The sequence below is a fragment of the Blastococcus sp. SYSU DS0541 genome (genome assembly GCF_054050875.1).
Genome location: NZ_JBJHAD010000030.1, coordinates 1 through 18,528 on the forward strand (window position 1 = coordinate 1; position 18,528 = coordinate 18,528).

At 75.4% G+C, this 18,528-nt stretch carries 16 protein-coding genes; 12 read left to right on the top strand and 4 right to left on the bottom strand.

Going from position 1 to position 18,528, the window contains the following annotated elements; genetic code table 11:
• On the bottom strand, positions 1-2,139 hold a 2,139-nt coding region (locus tag ACI794_RS20135), incomplete at its 3' end, for an EAL domain-containing protein (protein WP_456617210.1).
• 78 nt (positions 2,140-2,217) lie between these two features.
• Positions 2,218-3,060, bottom strand: a complete 843-nt coding sequence (locus ACI794_RS20140; RefSeq protein ID WP_456603308.1) for an EamA family transporter — start codon at positions 3,058-3,060, stop codon at positions 2,218-2,220.
• Between the two features lie 183 nt (positions 3,061-3,243).
• Between ACI794_RS20140 and pheS the strand changes: the two genes are divergently transcribed.
• Genes pheS through ACI794_RS20155 form a run of 3 tightly spaced genes read left to right on the top strand, consistent with a single transcriptional unit; the run spans position 3,244 to position 7,626 of the window.
• Positions 3,244-4,311, top strand: coding sequence for a phenylalanine--tRNA ligase subunit alpha (pheS, locus tag ACI794_RS20145; protein ID WP_456603309.1), 1,068 nt, complete (start codon positions 3,244-3,246; stop codon positions 4,309-4,311).
• Positions 4,308-6,767 (top strand): phenylalanine--tRNA ligase subunit beta, encoded by a 2,460-nt coding sequence (gene pheT, locus ACI794_RS20150; protein WP_456617211.1) that lies wholly within the window; start codon positions 4,308-4,310, stop codon positions 6,765-6,767. Before pheS ends, pheT begins: the two co-directional genes overlap by 4 nt.
• Entirely contained in the window at positions 6,760-7,626 is an 867-nt protein-coding gene (locus tag ACI794_RS20155) for an SDR family NAD(P)-dependent oxidoreductase (protein WP_456617212.1), read from the top strand. Before pheT ends, ACI794_RS20155 begins: the two co-directional genes overlap by 8 nt.
• Positions 7,627-7,647: 21 nt before the next feature.
• Here the strand turns inward: ACI794_RS20155 and ACI794_RS20160 are convergent, their stop codons facing one another.
• The gene (locus ACI794_RS20160; RefSeq protein ID WP_456603312.1) at positions 7,648-7,983 is read right to left on the bottom strand and encodes an STAS domain-containing protein; all 336 of its coding nucleotides are present in this window, start codon (positions 7,981-7,983) and stop codon (positions 7,648-7,650) included.
• Between the two features lie 102 nt (positions 7,984-8,085).
• Positions 8,086-8,934 (bottom strand): tryptophan 2,3-dioxygenase, encoded by an 849-nt coding sequence (locus ACI794_RS20165; RefSeq protein ID WP_456617213.1) that lies wholly within the window; start codon positions 8,932-8,934, stop codon positions 8,086-8,088.
• 132 nt (positions 8,935-9,066) lie between these two features.
• Between ACI794_RS20165 and argC the strand changes: the two genes are divergently transcribed.
• Genes argC through tyrS form a run of 9 tightly spaced genes read left to right on the top strand, consistent with a single transcriptional unit; the run spans position 9,067 to position 18,316 of the window.
• The gene (gene argC / locus ACI794_RS20170; RefSeq protein ID WP_456603314.1) at positions 9,067-10,104 is read left to right on the top strand and encodes an N-acetyl-gamma-glutamyl-phosphate reductase; all 1,038 of its coding nucleotides are present in this window, start codon (positions 9,067-9,069) and stop codon (positions 10,102-10,104) included.
• Positions 10,101-11,252: a bifunctional glutamate N-acetyltransferase/amino-acid acetyltransferase ArgJ gene (argJ, locus tag ACI794_RS20175; protein WP_456617214.1), complete on the top strand. Its 1,152-nt coding sequence runs from the start codon at positions 10,101-10,103 to the stop codon at positions 11,250-11,252. The genes argC and argJ overlap by 4 nt, the downstream gene beginning before the upstream one ends.
• On the top strand, positions 11,249-12,250 hold the full coding sequence (gene argB, locus ACI794_RS20180; protein WP_456603316.1) for an acetylglutamate kinase: 1,002 nt from the start codon (positions 11,249-11,251) through the stop codon (positions 12,248-12,250). Before argJ ends, argB begins: the two co-directional genes overlap by 4 nt.
• Positions 12,247-13,440, top strand: coding sequence for an acetylornithine transaminase (locus ACI794_RS20185; protein ID WP_456617215.1), 1,194 nt, complete (start codon positions 12,247-12,249; stop codon positions 13,438-13,440). The genes argB and ACI794_RS20185 overlap by 4 nt, the downstream gene beginning before the upstream one ends.
• Positions 13,437-14,381 (top strand): ornithine carbamoyltransferase, encoded by a 945-nt coding sequence (gene argF, locus ACI794_RS20190; protein WP_456617216.1) that lies wholly within the window; start codon positions 13,437-13,439, stop codon positions 14,379-14,381. The genes ACI794_RS20185 and argF overlap by 4 nt, the downstream gene beginning before the upstream one ends.
• Positions 14,378-14,929: an arginine repressor gene (locus ACI794_RS20195; RefSeq protein WP_456603319.1), complete on the top strand. Its 552-nt coding sequence runs from the start codon at positions 14,378-14,380 to the stop codon at positions 14,927-14,929. Before argF ends, ACI794_RS20195 begins: the two co-directional genes overlap by 4 nt.
• Entirely contained in the window at positions 14,926-16,371 is a 1,446-nt protein-coding gene (gene argH, locus ACI794_RS20200; protein ID WP_456603320.1) for an argininosuccinate lyase, read from the top strand. Before ACI794_RS20195 ends, argH begins: the two co-directional genes overlap by 4 nt.
• A gap of 2 nt (positions 16,372-16,373) precedes the next feature.
• Positions 16,374-17,027 (top strand): DNA-3-methyladenine glycosylase, encoded by a 654-nt coding sequence (locus ACI794_RS20205; RefSeq protein WP_456617217.1) that lies wholly within the window; start codon positions 16,374-16,376, stop codon positions 17,025-17,027.
• Positions 17,024-18,316 carry a tyrosine--tRNA ligase gene (gene tyrS / locus ACI794_RS20210; RefSeq protein ID WP_456617218.1) on the top strand — a complete coding sequence of 431 codons (1,293 nt, stop codon included), beginning with the start codon at positions 17,024-17,026 and terminating at the stop codon, positions 18,314-18,316. The genes ACI794_RS20205 and tyrS overlap by 4 nt, the downstream gene beginning before the upstream one ends.
• The last annotated feature ends 212 nt before the right edge of the window (positions 18,317-18,528 follow it).

Below are 18,528 nucleotides of genomic sequence, written 5' to 3' on the forward strand. Positions count from 1 at the left end.
CTCGGCAAAAACTGCTCCCGAACTCCACCCCACCCCCGCCCCCCCCCCCCCCCCCCCCCCCCCCCCCCCCCCCCGCCCCCCCGCCCCCCCCCCCCCCCCCCCCCCCCCCCCCGGCAGCACGACCACGAACGAGTCGCGTCCCCAGCGCGCCACCAGGTCACCGCGCCGCAGACGATCGCGGAGGCGCTGCCCGGTGACGGCCAGCAGCTGCTCGGCCGCGGTGGAGCCGTACCGGTCCTCGATCGCGGCGAGGCCGTCGACCGCGACGACGAGGAGGGCCACCGCGTCGCCCGCGCACGTCGCGTTCCACAGCGCGGTCTCGGTCTGCTCTTCCACGTGCCGGCGGGTGGAGAGCCCGGTGAGCGGGTCGGTGATCGACAGCTCCTCGATGCGGGCCAGGTAGCCGCGGGTGCGGTCGCGCTCCTGCTCCAGGGCCCGCTGCGCCAGTACCCGCTCGGTGACGTCGACCTGCACGCCGATGTACTGGACGACGGTGCCGGAGGCGTCGGTGACCGGAGCCAGGTGCAGCTCGTTGTACCAGGGGGTCTGCTCAGGGCCCCGGTGGTTGACCAGGACCTCGCGGCACTCCTGCCCGGCGGCGATCGCCCCGCGGATGCGGGCCACCGCCCCCTGATCGGTGCCGGGCCCCTGCAGGAACCGGCAGTTGCGGCCGAGCAGCTCCTCGCGCGGCAGCCCGGCGAGGCGCTCGAACGCCGGGTTGACGTACACCAGCGGCTGGTCGGGCAGCCGGACGTCGACCAGGCAGACCCCGCTGGGCGTCGCCTCCAGGGCGCGCCGCACCAGGCCGGGGTCCCCCAGCAGCTCCGAGCCCATGGCCGTCGGCGCGGCGGCCGGGGGAGCCGGCGGGGCGGGGGCGACCGGGGTGGCGCGGCCGGTGCGGGGCGCGACCCGGCCGAGCAGGCTCCGCGCGGCGCGGACGGCGACGTCGCGGTCGTAGGTCAGGGCGTACTCGAACTCCCGCTGCAGATCCGGGCCGGTCGTCCCGAGGTCGCGGGCCAGCAGCGCCACGCTGAAGTGCGGGGCCAGGACGACGACGTCCCACTCGCCGCGCACGGGGTCGTCGCCGGCCAGGTCGGTGCCGCGCAGCCCGGGCAGCGGCTCGGCGGGGAGCCCCTCGCCCAGGGCGCTGACGAAGCCGGTGCGCTCGACGAGGTCGCGGTAGCGCTGCGTCGTCGAGGGGGTGAAGTGCCGGGCCTCCTGGAAGGTCGCGGTGACCACGCAGGTCTCGCCGAGGCGCATCGCCTCCCGCTCCAGCTGCTTGCTGAGCTCGATGAGCAGGGCCTTCGGGGAGCGGCGCAGCGCCGTCCCCTCGGGGAGGCAGGCGAAGGGGGAGCCCGGCTCCACCTCGGCGCCCGGGTCCTCGACCGGCGGCGGCAGCGACCCGACGGGGCGTTCACAGGACGGCTGGGGGGCGGGGCGGCCGAAGAGCCAGCCCTGGCCCAGGGTGGCCCCGAGCGCTCGGGCCATGGCCAGGTGGGTGTCGTTCTCGATCCCCTCGGCGAGCACCGCGGCCCCGGTGGCCTGGGCGTAGGCGTTGACCGCGTTCATGATCTCCGCGATCGCCGGCCCGGGCCGCTCCTGCACCAGCCGCAGGTCCAGCTTGACCACGTCGGGGCGCAGGATCGGCATGAACGCCAGCGACATCGCCTCCGCGCCGACGTCGTCCAGGGCGATGCCCCAGCCCAGCTCCCGCACCCGGGCGACGGTGCGCAGCAGCTCGGCGGGACGGGTGGCGAGCGCCCGCTCGGTGATCTCCAGGACCACGCGGAGGCCGCCGGGGGCGGTCGCGGCGATGGCCAGGAGCTCGTCCATCGGGGCGGTGTCGAGCACCTCGGGCTCGACGTTGACGAACAGCGCCAGCGGCGCGGGCAGGCCGTGCCGCACGGCGCCGGAGAAGGCGGCCACCCGGCAGGCGGCGTCCAGCTCGGCGAGCACGCCGCCCTCGCGGGCGGCGGCGAAGAGGAGGTCGGGTCGCTGCAGGGGCCCCTCGGGGCCGCGCGCGAGCGCCTCGTAGGCGACGACGGCTCCGGTGTCGAGCTCGACGATGGGCTGGAAGACGCTGCGCACGCCACCGGGGCTGAGGGCGGCGGCGAGAGCTGCGTCGGTGTTCGGGCGCACGGGGTCCACGGACGGGGGATCGGCCCCTTCCGGCCCGGGCCGAAGCCGGAACCGGGGAGCACCCCCCGAAGGGGGAGGTCAGCCGGGCAGCGTGATGAGGACGACGGCGGCCGCGGCGGTCCCGAGGCCCGCGAGCTGGGCGGGAACGAGCCGTTCGCGCAGCACGATCTGGGCGAGCACGACGGTGCTCACGGGGTACAGCGAGGCGAGCACCCCGGTGATGGCCAGCGGCCCGTCCTGCTGGGTGGCCAGCAGGAAGAGTGCGTTCGCCGTCATGTCGCCGAGCCCGGAGACCAGGACAAGCGGCAGCGCGGCCCGGCCCGGCCGCAGCCCCTGCCGGGTGGTCAGCGCCACGCTGATCACCAGCGCCACGGAGGCCACCCGGGCGGCGACCAGCGGGGTGAGCCCGGCGCCGGCCGATGTCCGGTCCAGGAGCACGAAGAAGAGCCCGAACGCGGCGCCGGCGACCAGCGCCGGCACCAGGCTGGCGGGGCGGGCGCCGCGCAGCGCACGCAGGCCGCCCTCGGCCGACACGAGCACCACCGCCCCCAGGGCGAGCAGGATGCCGGCCGTCGCCCACGGGCCGATGCGCTCGCCGCCGAGCAGGCCGACCAGCACCGGGACGGCGGCGGCGGTGAGCGCGGTGACCGGGGCGATCACGCTCATCACCCCGACGGCGAGCGCGCGGAAGAAGACCAGCAGCCCCGCCGAGCCGGCGAGCCCCGAGGCGGCGCCCCACGCGAGGTCCGCCGTGGTGACCGGTCCGCCGAGCCAGGGGAGCAGCACGACGAGCGCGAGCAGGCCGGTGAGCTGCGAGACGGCGACGACCGCGAACACCGACGCCCGGCGGCTGGCGAGCCCCCCGAGGAAGTCGGCGGCGCCGTAGACGACCGCGGACGCGAGCGCGAGGAGGGCCGCCACGCGCACCTCCACCCACCTCGTCGCCACGATCAGCTTCCCTGATCATGGCGCGTCCTCCCTCGGCGCCCGCGGTGGGGGAGGACGCCGCGCGGGGAGGGAGGACGCCGGTCACGGGTCGCGCGGCGTCCCCGCTCCGGGAACCCAGGCGCGCACGGGCCCGGGCGCCGGGCAGAATGGCCTCCCGTGTCTGGCGCCAACGATCCCTACGACCCCAAGCAGGTCGCCGCCCTCTCGCCCGAGGCCCTCGACGAGGCGGTCCGCGCCGCGCTCGGGGCCTTCGCGGCGGCCGCGGACCTGGAGGCGCTGGCCGCCGCCCGCCCGGCTCACCTCGGCGACCGCGCCCCGGTGCTGCTGGCCCGGCGCGAGCTGGGCGCGCTGCCCCCGGCGGCCCGCAGCGACGCCGGCAAGCGGGTGAACGCCGCGCGCGTCGCCGTCACCGAGGCCTACGACGCCCGCCGGGCCGAGCTGGAGGCCGAGCGCGACGCCCGGGTGCTGGCCGAGGAGCGGGTCGACGTCACCCTGCCGTGGGACCGCACCCCGCGCGGCGCCCGGCACCCGCTGACCACGCTCATCGACCGGATCGCCGACATCTTCGTGGGCATGGGCTACGAGGTCGCCGACGGGCCGGAGCTCGAGGCGGAGTGGCTGAACTTCGACGCGCTCAACTTCGGCCCGGACCACCCGGCCCGGTGGCTCTCGGACACGTTCTTCGTCGCGCCCGAGGACTCCGGCCTGGTGCTGCGCACCCACACCAGCCCGGTGCAGGCGCGCACGATGCTGGAGCGGCAGCCGCCGATCTACGTCGTCGCCCCGGGGCGGGTCTACCGCACCGACGAGCTCGACGCGACGCACCTGCCGGTCTTCCACCAGGTCGAGGGCCTCGCCGTCGACAGGGGGCTGACCATGGCGCACCTGCGCGGCACCCTGGACCACCTCGCCCGCCAGCTGTTCGGCCCGGACGCCCGCACCCGGTGGCGGCCGCACTTCTTCCCCTTCACCGAGCCCTCGGCGGAGTTCGACGTCTGGTTCCCCGAGCACCGCGACGGCCCGCAGTGGGTCGAGTGGGGCGGCTGCGGGATGGTCAACCCGCGGGTGCTGCGCGCCTGCGGCGTCGACCCGGACGTCTACACCGGCTTCGCCTTCGGCATGGGCATCGAGCGGGCGCTGCAGTTCCGGTCGGCCGTCTCGGACATGCACGACATCGCGGAAGCCGACGTCCGTTTCACCAGCGTCTTCGGAGTTGAGCAGTGAAGGTCCCCGTCAGCTGGCTGTCCGAGCTCGTCGACCTGCCGGCCGGCATTCCGGTCGAGGAGCTCGACGCCGCCTTCGTGCGGCTCGGCTTCGAGGTGGAGGACGTCGTCCGCCCGCCGGTGACCACCGGTCCGCTCGTGGTCGGCCGGGTGCTGGACATCGAGGAGCTGACCGGCTTCAAGAAGCCGATCCGCTACACGCAGGTGGAGGTCGGGGAGGCGGAACCGCGCGGCATCGTCTGCGGCGCGCAGAACTTCGCCGTCGGGGACCTGGTGGTGGCCGCGCTGCCCGGTGCGGTGCTCCCCGGCGACTTCGCCATCGCCGCGCGGAAGACCTACGACCACGTCTCCGACGGGATGATCTGCTCGGTCCGCGAGCTCGGCATCGGCGAGGACCACGCCGGCATCCTGGTGCTGGGCCAGGGCGGCTACGTGCCGGGCACCCCGGCCGCCGACGTCCTCGGCCTGGACGACGTCGTCTTCGACCTCGAGGTGACGCCGGACCGCGGCTACGCGATGTCGATGCGCGGGGTCGCCCGCGACCTCGCCGGCGTCCTCGGCGTGACCTGGCGCGACCCGGCCGACCTGCCGCTGCCGGACTGGGCGGGGGCGCCCGCGTGGGAGGTCACCGTCGCCGACCCCGACCGCTGCGACCGCTTCTCCATGCTCGCCGTGGAGGACCTCGACCCGGCCGCGCCCAGCCCCTGGGCGCTGCGCCGCCGGCTCGCCCAGTGCGGCATCCGGAGCATCTCGCTGGCCGTCGACGTCACCAACTACGTGATGCTCGAGCTCGGGCAGCCCATGCACGCCTTCGACCGGGCCACCGTCACCGGGCCGATCACGGTGCGCCGGGCGACGGCGGGGGAGCGGCTGACCACCCTGGACGGCGCCGACCGCGCGCTGACCGGCGACGACCTGCTCATCACCGACGAGTCGGGTCCGATCGGCCTGGCGGGGGTCATGGGCGGCGCCTCCACCGAGATCGGCGGGACCACCAGCGCGGTGCTGCTGGAGGCCGCGCACTGGGAGCCCACCGGCATCTCCCGCGGCGTCCGGCGGCACCGGCTGCCCAGCGAGGCCGGCAAGCGCTTCGAGCGCGGTACCGACCCCGAGGTCACCGTCGTCGCCCTCGCCCGGGCCGCCGCGCTGCTCGCCGAGCACGGCGGTGCGCGCGTCGTCGGGGCGCCGGTCGACGTCGACGCCCGCGGGCCGCGCGCACCCATCGCGCTGGACGCCGGGCTCCCCGGCCGGATCGCCGGCGTCCCCTACACCCGGTCCCAGGTGCTCGAGGTGCTGACGGCCATCGGCGCCGAGGTGGACGGCGACGGCGACGAGCTGCGCGTGACCCCGGCGTCCTGGCGCGGCGACCTGCTCGAGCCGGCCGACCTCGTCGAGGAGGTCGTGCGTTTCCGCGGCTTCGACGAGATCCCCTCGATCCTGCCCACGGCGCCCCCGGGCGGCGGGCTGACCGAGCGCCAGCGCCGCCGGCGCAGCATCGGCCGCGCGCTGGCCGACGCCGGCTACGTGGAGGCCCCGGCCTTCCCCTTCCTGGGGACGGCGCAGCTCGACGCGCTCGGCCTGCCCGAGGACGACGAGCGCCGCCGGGTGCTCACCGTGCGCAACCCGCTGTCGGAGGAGGCCCCGGCGCTGCGCACCACGCTGCTGCCCGGCCTGCTCGCCGCGCTGGGCCGCAACCTCTCCCGCGGCCTCCGCGACGTCGCGCTCTTCGAGCACGGCTCGGTCTTCCCGGGCGGGGAGCGCGCGTCCGCGCCGCTGCCGGGCGCCGACCGCCGTCCCGACGACGCCACCCTCGCCGCGCTGCTGGGCGCAGTGCCGGCGCAGCCGTGGCACGTCGCCGTGGCGCTCACCGGCCAGCGCGAGCCGCGCGGCTGGTGGGGGCCGGGCCGGCCGGCGGAGTGGGCCGACGCCGTCCAGGCCGCCCGCCTGGTGGCCGCGGCCGCCGGGGTCGAGCTCACCGTGGAGCAGGCCGAGCGGGCCCCGTGGCACCCCGGCCGGTGCGCCGCCCTGCTGGTCGGCGACCGGGTCATCGGGTACGCGGGCGAGCTGCACCCCAAGGTCTGCGAGGTGCTCGGCCTCCCCGCCCGCACCGCGGTGATGGAGCTGGACGCCGACGCGCTGCCCGAGCCCACCGTGCCGCAGGCGCCGGCGATCTCGACCTACCCGCCGGTGCGCATGGACCTCGCGCTGCTCGTGCCCCAGGACCAGCCCGAGGACCGGGTGCGCCGGGCGCTGCACGGCGGCGCCGGCGCGCTGCTGGAGGACCTGCGGCTCTTCGACGTCTACACCGGCAGCTCGGTGCCCGACGGGCAGAAGTCGCTGGCGTACTCGCTCACCTTCCGTGCTCCGGACCGCACGCTGACGAGCGAGGAGGCCCGGGTCGCGTTCGATGCAGCGGTGGCCGCGGCCGCCGCGACCGGGGCGCAGCTCCGTGCCTGACGAAGGACCCCGTCCTCCCCGCCCTTCGCAGGCTCAGGGCGGGTCCCTGGACGGGGCCGCGCTGTCGGGTGCGGTTGCCCTGGTCACCGGTGCCTCCACCGGCATCGGGCGGCACCTCGCCGAGGGGCTGGCCCGCCGGGGGATGGCCGTGGCCGGGCTGGCCCGCGGCGGGGAGCGGCTGCGCGCGGCGATGGCCGAGGTCGCCGAGGCCACCGGGGCCCGCACGCTGGCCGTCGCGGCCGACGTCACCGACCAGGCGTCGGTCGAGGCGGCGGTGGGCGAGGTGCGCGAGCAACTCGGGCCGGTCGACCTGCTGGTCAACAACGCGGGCCTGATCGACGAGGCCGAGGTGCCGCTGTGGGAGGCCGACCCCGATCAGTGGTGGGACGTCGTCACCAGCCACCTGCGGGGCAGCTTCCTGCTCAGCCGGGCGGTCGTCCCGTGGATGCTGCTGCGCAACCGCGGCCGGGTGGTGAACCTGGCCAGCGGGATGAGCACCCGCGCCAACCCCGACTACTCCGCCTACTCGGTGGCCAAGACCGGGCTGATGCGGATCACCGAGTCGCTGGCGCTCTCGCTCGAGGGCTCCGACGTCCGGGCCTTCGACGTCGCACCCGGCGTCGTCGACACGCCGATGACCCGGTCGATGCGCATGTGGCAGGGCTTCAGCGACTGGACGCCGCCGGAGAGGGTCGTCGAGATCGTCGCGGCGATCGCGGCCGGGGAGCTCGACCCGTGGTCCGGCCGCTTCCTGCGCGCCGGCGCCGACGACCTGCAGACCCTGCGCTCGGTGACCCCTGAGGGCACCGCCCGGCAGTTGCGCCTGCGCCCCTACGGCGACAGCGACCCGCTCGCCTGACCCCGTCCCGCCGCCGGGCGGTCAGGCGACCGTCGCGAACAGCGGGCCGGCCCCGGCGATGTCGACCAGCCGGCGCACCGCCGCCGAGGGGCGCCGCAGCTCCGGTAGCCGGCCCGAGCGCCGGGTCACCTCGGTCTCGCGGACCACCAGCCGCAGCCCCCGGGCGTCCAGGAAGGTCGTCCCCGAGACGTCGACCGCCACCGGCGCGTGCCCCGGGCTCCGGCGCACCGCGTCCCAGATCGCGACGACGGTGCTGTCCACCTCACCGCGCAGCCGCAGCACCGGGCCGGACTCCTCGTCCACCAGGTCGATGTCCCCCAGCGGCAGGACGGCGGCGCTCGCATCGACGACGTGCACGTGGACCCCTCTCCCGCCGGCGACCATCGCCGGACAGGAGCAACTGTGCCTCCGGGTGCTGACAGAACCGCGCACGGTGACTGTCAGGTACCTGTGAGCGGGTCAGGCGCCGATCCCCGACCTGACCGTGTAGAGCTCGGGGAAGAAGGTGAGGTCCAGCGCGCGCCGGAGGAAGTCCACCCCCGAGCTGCCGCCGGTACCCGTGGTGAAGCCGATGGTCCGCTGCACGGTGCGCAGGTGCCGGAACCGCCAGAGCTGCACGCCGTCCTCCAGGTCGACGAGGTCCTCGCAGGTGGCGTACTCCGCCCAGTGCGCCTCGGTGTCGCCGTAGATCCGCCGGTACACCGGGAGGAGCGCCGGGCGCTCGGTCCAGGGCTCGCGGACGTCGCGGGAGAGGATCTCCTCCGGGACGGCGTGCCCCCGGCGCGCCAGGAACCGCAGGAAGGCGTCGTAGACCGTGGGGGAGTCCAGCAGCTCGGCGAGCATCTCGCGGGCGGCCGGCTCGGCGGCGAAGACGGCGAGCATGCGCTCGTTCTTGTTGCCGAGGAGGAACTCCACGGCGCGGTACTGGTAGGACTGGAAGCCCGAGGAGCTGCCCAGCACGCCCCGGAACTCGGCGTACTCGCTCGGGGTCAGGGTCGCCAGCACCGACCACTGCTCGGTGATCGTGCGCAGGATGTGCTTGACCCGTGCCAGCCCCTTTCGTGCGTGCTGCACGTCGTCGCGGTCGAGGTCCGCGCGGACCGCGCGCAGTTCGTGCAGCGCCAGCTTGAGCCACAGCTCGGTGGTCTGGTGCTGGATGATGAACAGCGGCTCGTCGTGGTGGTCGCTGATCGGGCGCTGCACCGACAGCAGCGTGTCCAACCCCAGGTAGCCCCCGTAGCTCATCCGCGTGCTGAAGTCGGTCTGCACGCCCTCCTCGAGCGGCCGGATACCGCCCTCCGTGGTCATCACGCCGCTCCTCACCCGAGCCGGTGCGCCCGTCGCGCTCCCCGCTAGTCCTACCGCACGACCGGCCCTGGTGGTCCGGTTCGCGTCGGTCCCGGATGAACGTTCATGCATGGTGATGTATGGTCATGCATCGTGAGCACGCAGACGTGGACGGTCGGGGTCACCGGCGCCACCGGGTACGCGGGAGGCGAGGTGTGCCGGCTGCTGGCCGGGCACCCGAACCTCCGGCTGGCCGGGGTGCACGCCAACTCGAGCGCCGGCCGACGCCTCGGTGAGCTGCAGCCCCACCTGCTCCCGTTCGCCGACCTGGTGGTCCAGCCCAGCGACGCGGCGAGCCTGGCCGGCTACGACGTCGTCGTCCTGGCGTTGCCGCACGGCGAGTCCGCCGCGATCGCCGACCAGCTGCCCGCCGAGACCCTCGTCATCGACTGCGGCGCCGACCACCGGCTCAACGACCCCGCCGCCTGGGCGCGCTGGTACGGCGGCGTGCACGCCGGCACCTGGCCCTACGGCCTCCCCGAGCTCCCCGGCCAGCGGGAGCGGCTGGCCGGCGCGACGCGGGTCGCCGTCCCCGGTTGCTACCCGACCTCGGTCACCCTCGCGATGGCCCCGGCGCTCGCCGCCGGCCTGGTCGAGCCCGACGTCGTCGTCGTGGCCGCCAGCGGGACCAGCGGCGCCGGGAAGTCGCCCAAGCCGCACCTGCTGGGCAGCGAGGTCATGGGCGCGGCGAGCGTCTACGGCGTCGGAGGGGTGCACCGGCACACGCCGGAGATGATCCAGGGCCTGACGCAGGCCGCCGGTGCGCCGGTGGGCGTCAGCTTCACCCCGACCCTCGTGCCGATGAGCCGGGGGATCCTCGCCACCTGCTCCGCGCCGCTGGCGCCGGGGGTCGACGCCGCAGCCGCCCGCGCCGCCTACGCGCAGGCCTACGCCGACGAGCCGTTCGTGCACCTGCTGCCCGAGGGCCTGTGGCCCACCACCGCCCAGGTGCTCGGCGCCAACACCGTCGCGCTGCAGCTAGCCGTCGACGCCGACGCGAACCGGCTCGTCGTCGTCGCCGCCGTCGACAACCTCACCAAGGGCACCGGGGGAGCGGCGGTCCAGTGCGCCAACCTCGCCCTCGGCCTGCCCGAGACCACCGGTCTCCCGCTCGTAGGAGTCGCGCCGTGACCACCACCGCACCGAAGGGCTTCTCCGCGGCGGGCGTCGCGGCCGGGCTGAAATCCAGCGGCGACCCCGACGTCGCCGTCGTCCTCAACACCGGCCCCGACGACGCCGCCGCCGCCGTCTTCACCACCAACCGCTTCCCCGCGGCGCCGGTGCAGTGGAGCCGCCAGGTGCTCGCCGGCCAGCGGGCGCGCGCGGTCGTCCTCAACTCCGGCGGCGCCAACGCCTGCACCGGCCCCGAGGGCTTCCAGGACACCCACGCCACCGCGGAGCACGCCGCGGCCCGCCTCGACATCGGCGCGATCGACGTCGTCGTCGCGAGCACCGGCCTGATCGGCGTCCGGCTGCCCATGGAGAAGCTGACCGCCGGCGTCACCGCCGCCGTGGAGGCGCTCTCCGAGGAGGGCGGCGACGACGCGGCACGGGCGATCATGACCACCGACAGCGTGCCGAAGACGACGGCGCAGCATCGGGACGGGTGGACCGTCGGCGGCATGGCCAAGGGCGCCGGCATGCTCGCCCCGAGCCTGGCCACCATGCTCGTCGTCCTCACCACCGACGCCGCCGCCGACCCCGACGTCCTGCAGCGGGCGCTGAAGGCCGCCACGGCGGTCAGCTTCGAGCGGGTCGACTCCGACGGGTGCCTCTCCACCAACGACACGGTGATCGTGCTGGCCAACGGCGCGAGCGGGGTCACCCCGACCGAGGACGAGCTCACCGAGGCGCTCACCGCAGCCGCGACGGACCTGGCGATGCAGCTGCTCGCCGACGCCGAGGGCTCCACCAAGGACATCGCGATCACCGTGCGCAACGCGGCCAGCGTCGACGACGCGCTCACCGCCGGGCGGGCCTGCGCCCGCAACAACCTGCTCAAGACGGCGCTGTTCGGCAACGACCCCAACTGGGGGCGGGTGCTGGCCGCGATCGGCACCACCGACGCCGCCTTCGAGGCCGACCGGGTCGACGTGACCATCAACGGCGTCACCGTCTGCCGCGGCGGCTCGATCGGCGACCCGCGCGAGGGCGTCGACCTCACCGGCCGGGAGATCACCATCGACGTCGACCTCCGGGCCGGCGCCGAGCAGGCCACCATCTGGACCAACGACCTGTCCATCGCCTACGTGCACGAGAACTCGGCCTACTCCACATGAGCCAGCAGGATCCCACCCCGCCCGACGTCCGCATCGACGAGCCGGCGCCGCCGACGAAGCTGCCCCGCCGGGTCGGCACCAGCCGGGTCATGCGCACGCACGACCCCGAGGGCGACGCCGCCAAGGTCGCCGTCCTCACCGGGGCGCTGCCCTGGCTCAAGGAGTTCCACGGCAAGGTCGTCGTCATCAAGTACGGCGGGCACGCCATGGTCGACGACGAGTGCCGCCGCGCCTTCGCCGACGACATGGTGTTCCTGCGGACGTGCGGCATCCTCCCCGTCGTCGTCCACGGCGGCGGCCCGCAGATCACCGAGATGCTCACCCGCCTGGGGATCGCCAGCGAGTTCCGCGGTGGGCTGCGGGTGACCACGCCGGAGACGATCGACGTCGTCCGCATGGTGCTGACCGGGCAGGTCGGCCCGGACATCGTCGGGCTGATCAACCAGCACGGCCCGATGGCGGTGCACCTCTCCGGTGAGGACGGCGGGCTGTTCACCGCCCGGCGGACCACCGCGGTCGTCGACGGGGAACCGGTCGACATCGGGCTGGTCGGCGACGTCGCGGCCGTCGACACCACCCCGGTCACCGCGCTGCTGGAGGCCGGCCACATCCCGGTGGTGGCCAGCGTCGCCCCGGACGCCGACGGCGTCGTGCACAACGTCAACGCCGACACCGCGGCCGCCGCGCTCGCCGCCGCGCTGGGCGCGGTGAAGCTGGTCGTGCTCACCGACGTCGAGGGCCTCTACGCCGACTGGCCGGACCGCGGCTCGCTGGTGCAGCAGATCGACGCCCGCGAGCTCGCCGAGCTCCTGCCCACGCTGGACGCCGGGATGATCCCGAAGATGGCCGCCTGCCTGCGGGCGGTCGAGGGCGGGGTGAAGCGGGCGACCGTGGTCGACGGCCGCACCCCGCACGCCCTTCTCCTGGAGACGTTCACCACCGAGGGCACCGGGACGATGGTCGTCCCGGCGAGGGACCAGAAGGAGGGCACAGCATGACGACGCACACCGAGGAGCTGGCCCGCCGCTGGTCGGCCGTGATGATGACGAACTACAAGACCCCGCCGGTCGCCCTTGCCTCCGGCAGCGGCGCCGCCGTCACGGACGTCGACGGGCGGGAGTACACCGACCTGCTCGGCGGCATCGCGACGACGATCCTGGGCCACGCCCACCCCCGGGTCGTGGAGGCGATCACCACGCAGGCGGCGAGGCTGGGCCACGTCTCCAACCTGGCGATGCACGAGCCGGGCATCCTGCTGGCCGAGCGGTTGCTGGAGCTGGCCGGGCGGCCCGGGCGGGTCTTCTTCTGCAACTCCGGCGCCGAGGCCAACGAGGCGGCGTTCAAGCTGAGCCGGCTCACCGGCCGCCCGGGCGTCGTCACCGCCGAGGGCGCCTTCCACGGCCGGACGATGGGCGCGCTCGCGCTCACCGGCCAGCCGTCCAAGGCCGCGCCCTTCGCGCCGCTGCCCGGCGGGGTCTCCTACGTCCCCTACGGCGACGCCGGGGCCCTGCGCTCGGCGGTCACCGGCGAGACGGCCATGGTGCTGCTCGAGCCGATGCTGGGGGAGGGCGGCGTGCTGCCGGCGCCGCCCGGCTACCTCACCGCGGCGGCCGACGCCGCCGAGGGCGCGGGCGCGCTGTTCGCCGTCGACGAGGTGCAGACGGGCATCGGGCGGACCGGCTCGTGGTTCGCCCACCAGGCCGACGGGCTGCACCCCGACGTCATCACGCTGGCCAAGGCGCTCGGCGGCGGGCTGCCGATCGGCGCGATGCTCGCCTTCGGCGACGCCGCGGAACTGCTCACGGCGGGCTCGCACGGCTCCACGTTCGGCGGGAACCCCATCGCCGCCGCCGCGGCGCTCGCCGTCCTCGACACCATCCGGGACGAGGGGCTGCTCGAGCGCGCCAAGGAGCTCGAGCACCGGTTCACCGCCGGCATCGAGGCCCTCGGCCACGCCGGCATCCGCGGCGTCCGGGGGAGGGGCGCGCTGCTCGGCGTCGTCCTCACCGCCGACGTCGCCGCCGCCCTGGAGACGGACCTCCGCGCAGCCGGCTTCCTGACCAACGCGGTCGCCCCGGACGTCCTCCGCCTCGCCCCGCCGCTGGTCCTCACCGACGCGCAGGTGGACGCCTTCGTGGCGGCGCTGCCCGCCGCCCTCGACACCGCTCTCCAGGAGAACCACCAGTGACCCGGCACTTCCTCAAGGACGACGACCTGACCCCGGCGGAGCAGGCCGAGGTGCTCGCCCTGGCCGCATCCCTCAAGGCCTCGCGGCACACCGGGGACGCCCCCGTCCCGCTGCGCGCCGCCAACGGGGTGCCCCGGGCGGTGGCGGTGCTGTTCGACAAGCCCTCCACCCGCACGCGGGTGTCGTTCTCCGTCGGCGTCGCCGAGCTCGGCGGCTACCCGCTGGTCATCGACGCGGCCGGCAGCCAGCTCGGGCGCGGGGAGCCGATCGAGGACACCACCCGGGTGCTGGACCGGCAGGCCGCCGCGATCGTGTGGCGCACCTCCGGCCAGGAGCGCATCGAGGCGATGGCGTCGGTGAGCCGGGTCCCGGTGGTCAACGCGCTGACCGACGAGTACCACCCCTGCCAGATCCTGGCCGACCTGCAGACGGTGATCGAGCGCAAGGGCTCGCTGGCCGGCCGGTCCATGACCTACCTCGGCGACGGCGCCAACAACATGGCGCACTCCTACCTGCTCGGCGGCGCCACCGCCGGCATGCACGTGCGGATCGCGTCGCCGGAGTCCTTCCGGCCCGACCCGGCGGTGCTCGAGCGCGCGGCGGCGATCGCGGCGGAGACCGGGGGCTCGGTGGCGTGGACCCCCGACGCCGCGGCCGCCGCCGACGGCGCCGACGTCCTGGTCACCGACACGTGGGTGTCGATGGGCCAGGAGGACCAGTACGAGGCCCGCGTCGCCCCGTTCCTGCCCTACGCGGTGGACGAGGCGGCGCTCGCCCGCGCCGCCGACGACGCCGTCGTCCTGCACTGCCTGCCGGCCTACCGCGGCAAGGAGATCGCCGCCGAGGTGATCGACGGGCCGCAGAGCGCGGTCTGGGACGAGGCGGAGAACCGCCTGCACGCCCAGAAGGCCCTCCTCGTCTGGCTCCTGGAGCGCTCGTGACGGGTGCCCTGACCCGCTCGGCGCGCCAGGCCCGCATCCGCGAGCTGATCGAAGCACGGGCGATCACCTCCCAGACCCAGCTGGCGGTGCTGCTGGCCGAGTCGGGGATCGAGGTCACCCAGGCCACCCTCTCGCGGGACCTCGAGGAGCTCGGCGCGGTGAAGATGCGCGGCTCCGACGGCGCGCCGGCCTCCTACGTGCTGCCGCCGGAGAACGCGCCGCTGCGCCCGGCGCAGGCCGCGCCGGCCCGGCTGACCCGGCTGCTCGCCGACCTGCTCACCGGCGCGGAGGGCAGCGCCAACCTGGCGGTGCTGCGCACCCCGCCGGGCGCCGCGCAGTTCCTGGCGTCGGCCCTGGACAAGGTGGGGCTCCCCGACGTGCTCGGCACGATCGCCGGCGACGACACTCTCCTGGTGGTGTCCCGCGCTCCCGACGGCGGACCCGCGCTCGCGGAGCGGCTGCGGGCCATGGCCGCCCGCACCCCCGCCGTCTACCCCGAGCTGCACAGCGACCTGGCCGACGACCCCTCCGGAGGAACCGCCCCGTGACCGACCCGACCGCCCCCGCGACCCACACCCGGCTCTGGGGCGGGCGCTTCGGCGGCGGCCCGTCCCCGGCGATGGCCGCCCTCTCCAAATCGACGCACTTCGACTGGAAGCTCGCCCCCTTCGACCTGGCCGGTTCCCGGGCGCACGCCCGGGTGCTGCACCGCGCCGGGCTGCTCGCCGACGAGGAGCTGGAGCAGATGCTCGGCGCGCTGCGGGAGCTGTCGGACGAGGTCGCCGCCGGCACCTTCGTCGCCGTCGAGTCCGACGAGGACGTGCACGAGGCGCTCGAGCGCGGGCTCACCGAGAAGCTGGGAGCCCTCGGCGGCAAGCTGCGCGCCGGCCGCAGCCGCAACGACCAGATCGCCACCGACCTGCGGCTCTACCTGCGGCACACGGTGCGCGCGCTGGTCGGGGAGCTGTCGTCGCTGGAGTACGCGCTGGTCGGCCTGGCCGAGCGCTACCAGGACGTCGCCGCGCCCGGCATGACCCACCTGCAGCACGCCCAGCCGGTGCTCTTCGCCCACCAGCTGCTCGCCCACGCGCACGCCTTCGCCCGAGACGTCGACCGGCTGCGGGACTGGGACCGGCGGGCGGCCGTGAGCCCCTACGGCTCCGGCGCGCTGGCCGGCTCCTCGCTGCCGCTGGACCCCGACGCCGTCGCCGCCGAGCTCGGCTTCGACCGCGCGTCCGACAACTCCATCGACGGCGTGAGCGACCGCGACTTCGCCGCGGAGTTCTGCTTCGCCGCCGCGCTCATCGGCGTCCACCTCTCCCGGCTCGGCGAGGAGGTCGTGCTCTGGACGTCGACCGAGTTCGGCTGGGCCCGCCTCGACGACGCGTGGGCGACCGGGTCGTCGATCATGCCGCAGAAGAAGAACCCCGACATCGCCGAGCTCGCCCGCGGCAAGTCCGGCCGTTTCGTCGGCAACCTGACCGGCCTGCTCACCATGCTCAAGGGGCTGCCGCTGGCCTACGACCGCGATCTGCAGGAGGACAAGGAGCCGGTCTTCGACTCCATGGAGCAGCTGCTCCTCCTGCTGCCGGCGGTCACCGGGATGGTCGCGACCCTCACCCTGCGCCCCGAGGTGCTGGAGGCTGCCGCGCCGCAGGGCTTCGCGCTGGCCACCGACGTCGCGGAGTGGCTGGTCCGGCAGGGGGTGCCGTTCCGGTCGGCGCACGAGATCAGCGGCGCGATGGTCGCGTTCTGCGAAGAGGCGGGTCTCGAGCTCGACCAGCTGGACGACGAGCAGCTCGCCGGCATCGACCCGCGGCTCACCCCCGACGTGCGCTCGGTGCTGTCGGTGCCGGGGGCGCTGGCGGCGCGGTCGGCGCGGGGCGGCACGGCGCCGGAACGGGTCGCGGGGCAGCTCGTGCAGCTGGCCGAGGCGGCGCGGCAGCACGCCGGGTGGGCGGTGTCCTCGCCCGTGGCCGCGGCCCTCTGAGCGTGCCGTCGTCGGAGCCGGGGCCGCTGGTGCGGGCCGAGGAGCTGCTCGGCCCGGTCGACGAGGTCGCGCCGTCCCTGCTCGGCTGCTGGGTGGTCACCGACCGGCCGGAGGGCACCGTGGCGCTGCGGCTCACCGAGGTCGAGGCCTACTCCGGGTCGGGCGTCGACCCGGCGGCGCACTCGCACCGCGGTCCGACGCCCCGGGCGGCGATCATGTTCGGCCCGCCGGGGCGGCTCTACGTGTACTTCTCCTACGGGGTGCACTGGTGCGCCAACGTCGTCGTCGGGCACGAGGGCGAGGGCTCGGCGGTGCTCCTGCGCGCCGGCGAGGTCGTGGTGGGGGAGGAGCTGGCGCGCGCCCGCCGTCCGGTCGCGCGGACCCCGCGCGACCTGGCCGGTGGGCCGGCGCGGCTGACCCAGGCCCTCGCCGTCGGGCGCCCGGATCTCGGCACCGACCTGCTCGACCCGGCCTCCCCGGTGCGCCTGCACCGGGGAACCCCGCCGGCCGAGGTGTCGGCCGGACCCCGCGTCGGCATCAGCGTCGCCACGGAGCTGCCCTGGCGGTTCTGGGAGACCGGCGCGCCGTCGGTGAGCGCCTTCCGGGCGGGCGGCAGACCGCGGCGCGGACGCGCCGGGCAGGATGGACCCCTGTGACCACGCCTGCCGCCCACGGAGTCATCGACGAGCTGCACCGCCGCGGGTTGATCGCCCAGAGCACGGACGAGGCCGCGCTGCGCGCCCATCTCGCCGAGGGGCCGGTCACCTACTACTGCGGCTTCGACCCGACGGCGGAGAGCCTGCACGTCGGGCACCTCGTGCAGTTCATGGTGCTGCGGGCCCTGCAGCGGGCGGGGCACCGGCCGGTGGTCCTGGTCGGTGGCGCGACGGGTCTCATCGGTGACCCGCGCCCGTCGGCGGAGCGGCAGCTGAACGACCCTGCTGTCGTCGCCGGGTGGGTGGAGAGCATCCGCCGGCAGGTGGCGCCGTTCCTGGACCTGCCGGCCGAGCGCGACGGGCTGGTTCCACCGGTCTACGTGGACAACCTCGACTGGACCGGCGAGCTCTCGGCCATCGACTTCCTGCGGGGGCTCGGCAAGCACTTCCGGGTGGGGCGGATGCTCGCCAAGGAGGCGGTCTCGGCCCGGCTGAACTCCGAGGCGGGCATCAGCTACACCGAGTTCAGCTACCAGATCCTGCAGGCCAACGACTTCCTGGAGCTGCACCGGCGCCACGGCGTCACCCTGCAGACCGGCGGCTCGGACCAGTGGGGCAACCTCACCGCCGGCATCGACCTGGTCCGCCGGGTCGAGGGGGCCGGGGTGCACGCCCTGTCGACGCCCCTGGTGACCAAGGCCGACGGCACCAAGTTCGGCAAGAGCGAGGGCGGGACCGTCTGGCTCGACCCGTCGCTGACGTCCCCCTACGCGTTCTTCCAGTTCTGGCTCAACGCCGACGACGCCGACGCCCGCACGTGGCTGCCGCTGTTCTCCGAGCGCCCGGCCGACGAGCTAGAGGTGCTGATCACCGAGAGCCTCGAGCGGCCGGCGGCCCGCACCGCCCAGCGCGCGCTCGCCGAGGAGCTGACCCTGCTCGTGCACGGCCCCGACCAGCTCCGGCAGGCCGAGGCCGCGGGACGTGCGCTCTTCGGCCGGGAGGACCTGCGCTCGCTGGACGAGGCGACCCTCGCCGCGGCGCTCACCGAGGCCGGGAGCATCACCGTCGACGGCGACCCGCCGACCGTGGCCCAGCTGCTCCAGCAGACCGGGCTCGTGGGCTCCCTGTCGGAGGCGCGACGCACGGTGAAGGAGGGCGGGGCCTATCTCAACAACGAGCGGGTGGCGGACGCCGACGCCCGCCCGGGGGAGGACGCCTGGCTCCCCGGTGGCTGGCTCGTCCTGCGCCGCGGACGCCGCTCGATCGCCGGCGTGCACCGGGCCGGCTGAGCCCTCCCAGGCCCTGTGAACGCCCGGCGACGGGCGTGTGACGGCAGCGTGTCGGGCGTCACGGACCACGGGTTTGACACGGCCTGCGGGGGCACGTAACTTTCTTTCTGCGCCGCGCGGCCCGGGAGGGCCGCCGGACCAGCCCCCCGCTAGACGGGCTGCTGGAAACCGGCGTAGAGTGGGACCTCCAGCCAGGGACGAAGCCCGGAAGG

What these genes read in the sequence shown, in the direction of transcription:
- ACI794_RS20165 (WP_456617213.1), bottom strand. Translation starts at nt 8,934, where the DNA reads ATGACCACGGAGGGCGGTATCCGGCCGCTCGAGGAGGGCGTGCAGACC.
- argB (WP_456603316.1), top strand. Translation starts at nt 11,249, where the DNA reads ATGAGCCAGCAGGATCCCACCCCGCCCGACGTCCGCATCGACGAGCCG.
- ACI794_RS20185 (WP_456617215.1), top strand. Translation starts at nt 12,247, where the DNA reads ATGACGACGCACACCGAGGAGCTGGCCCGCCGCTGGTCGGCCGTGATG.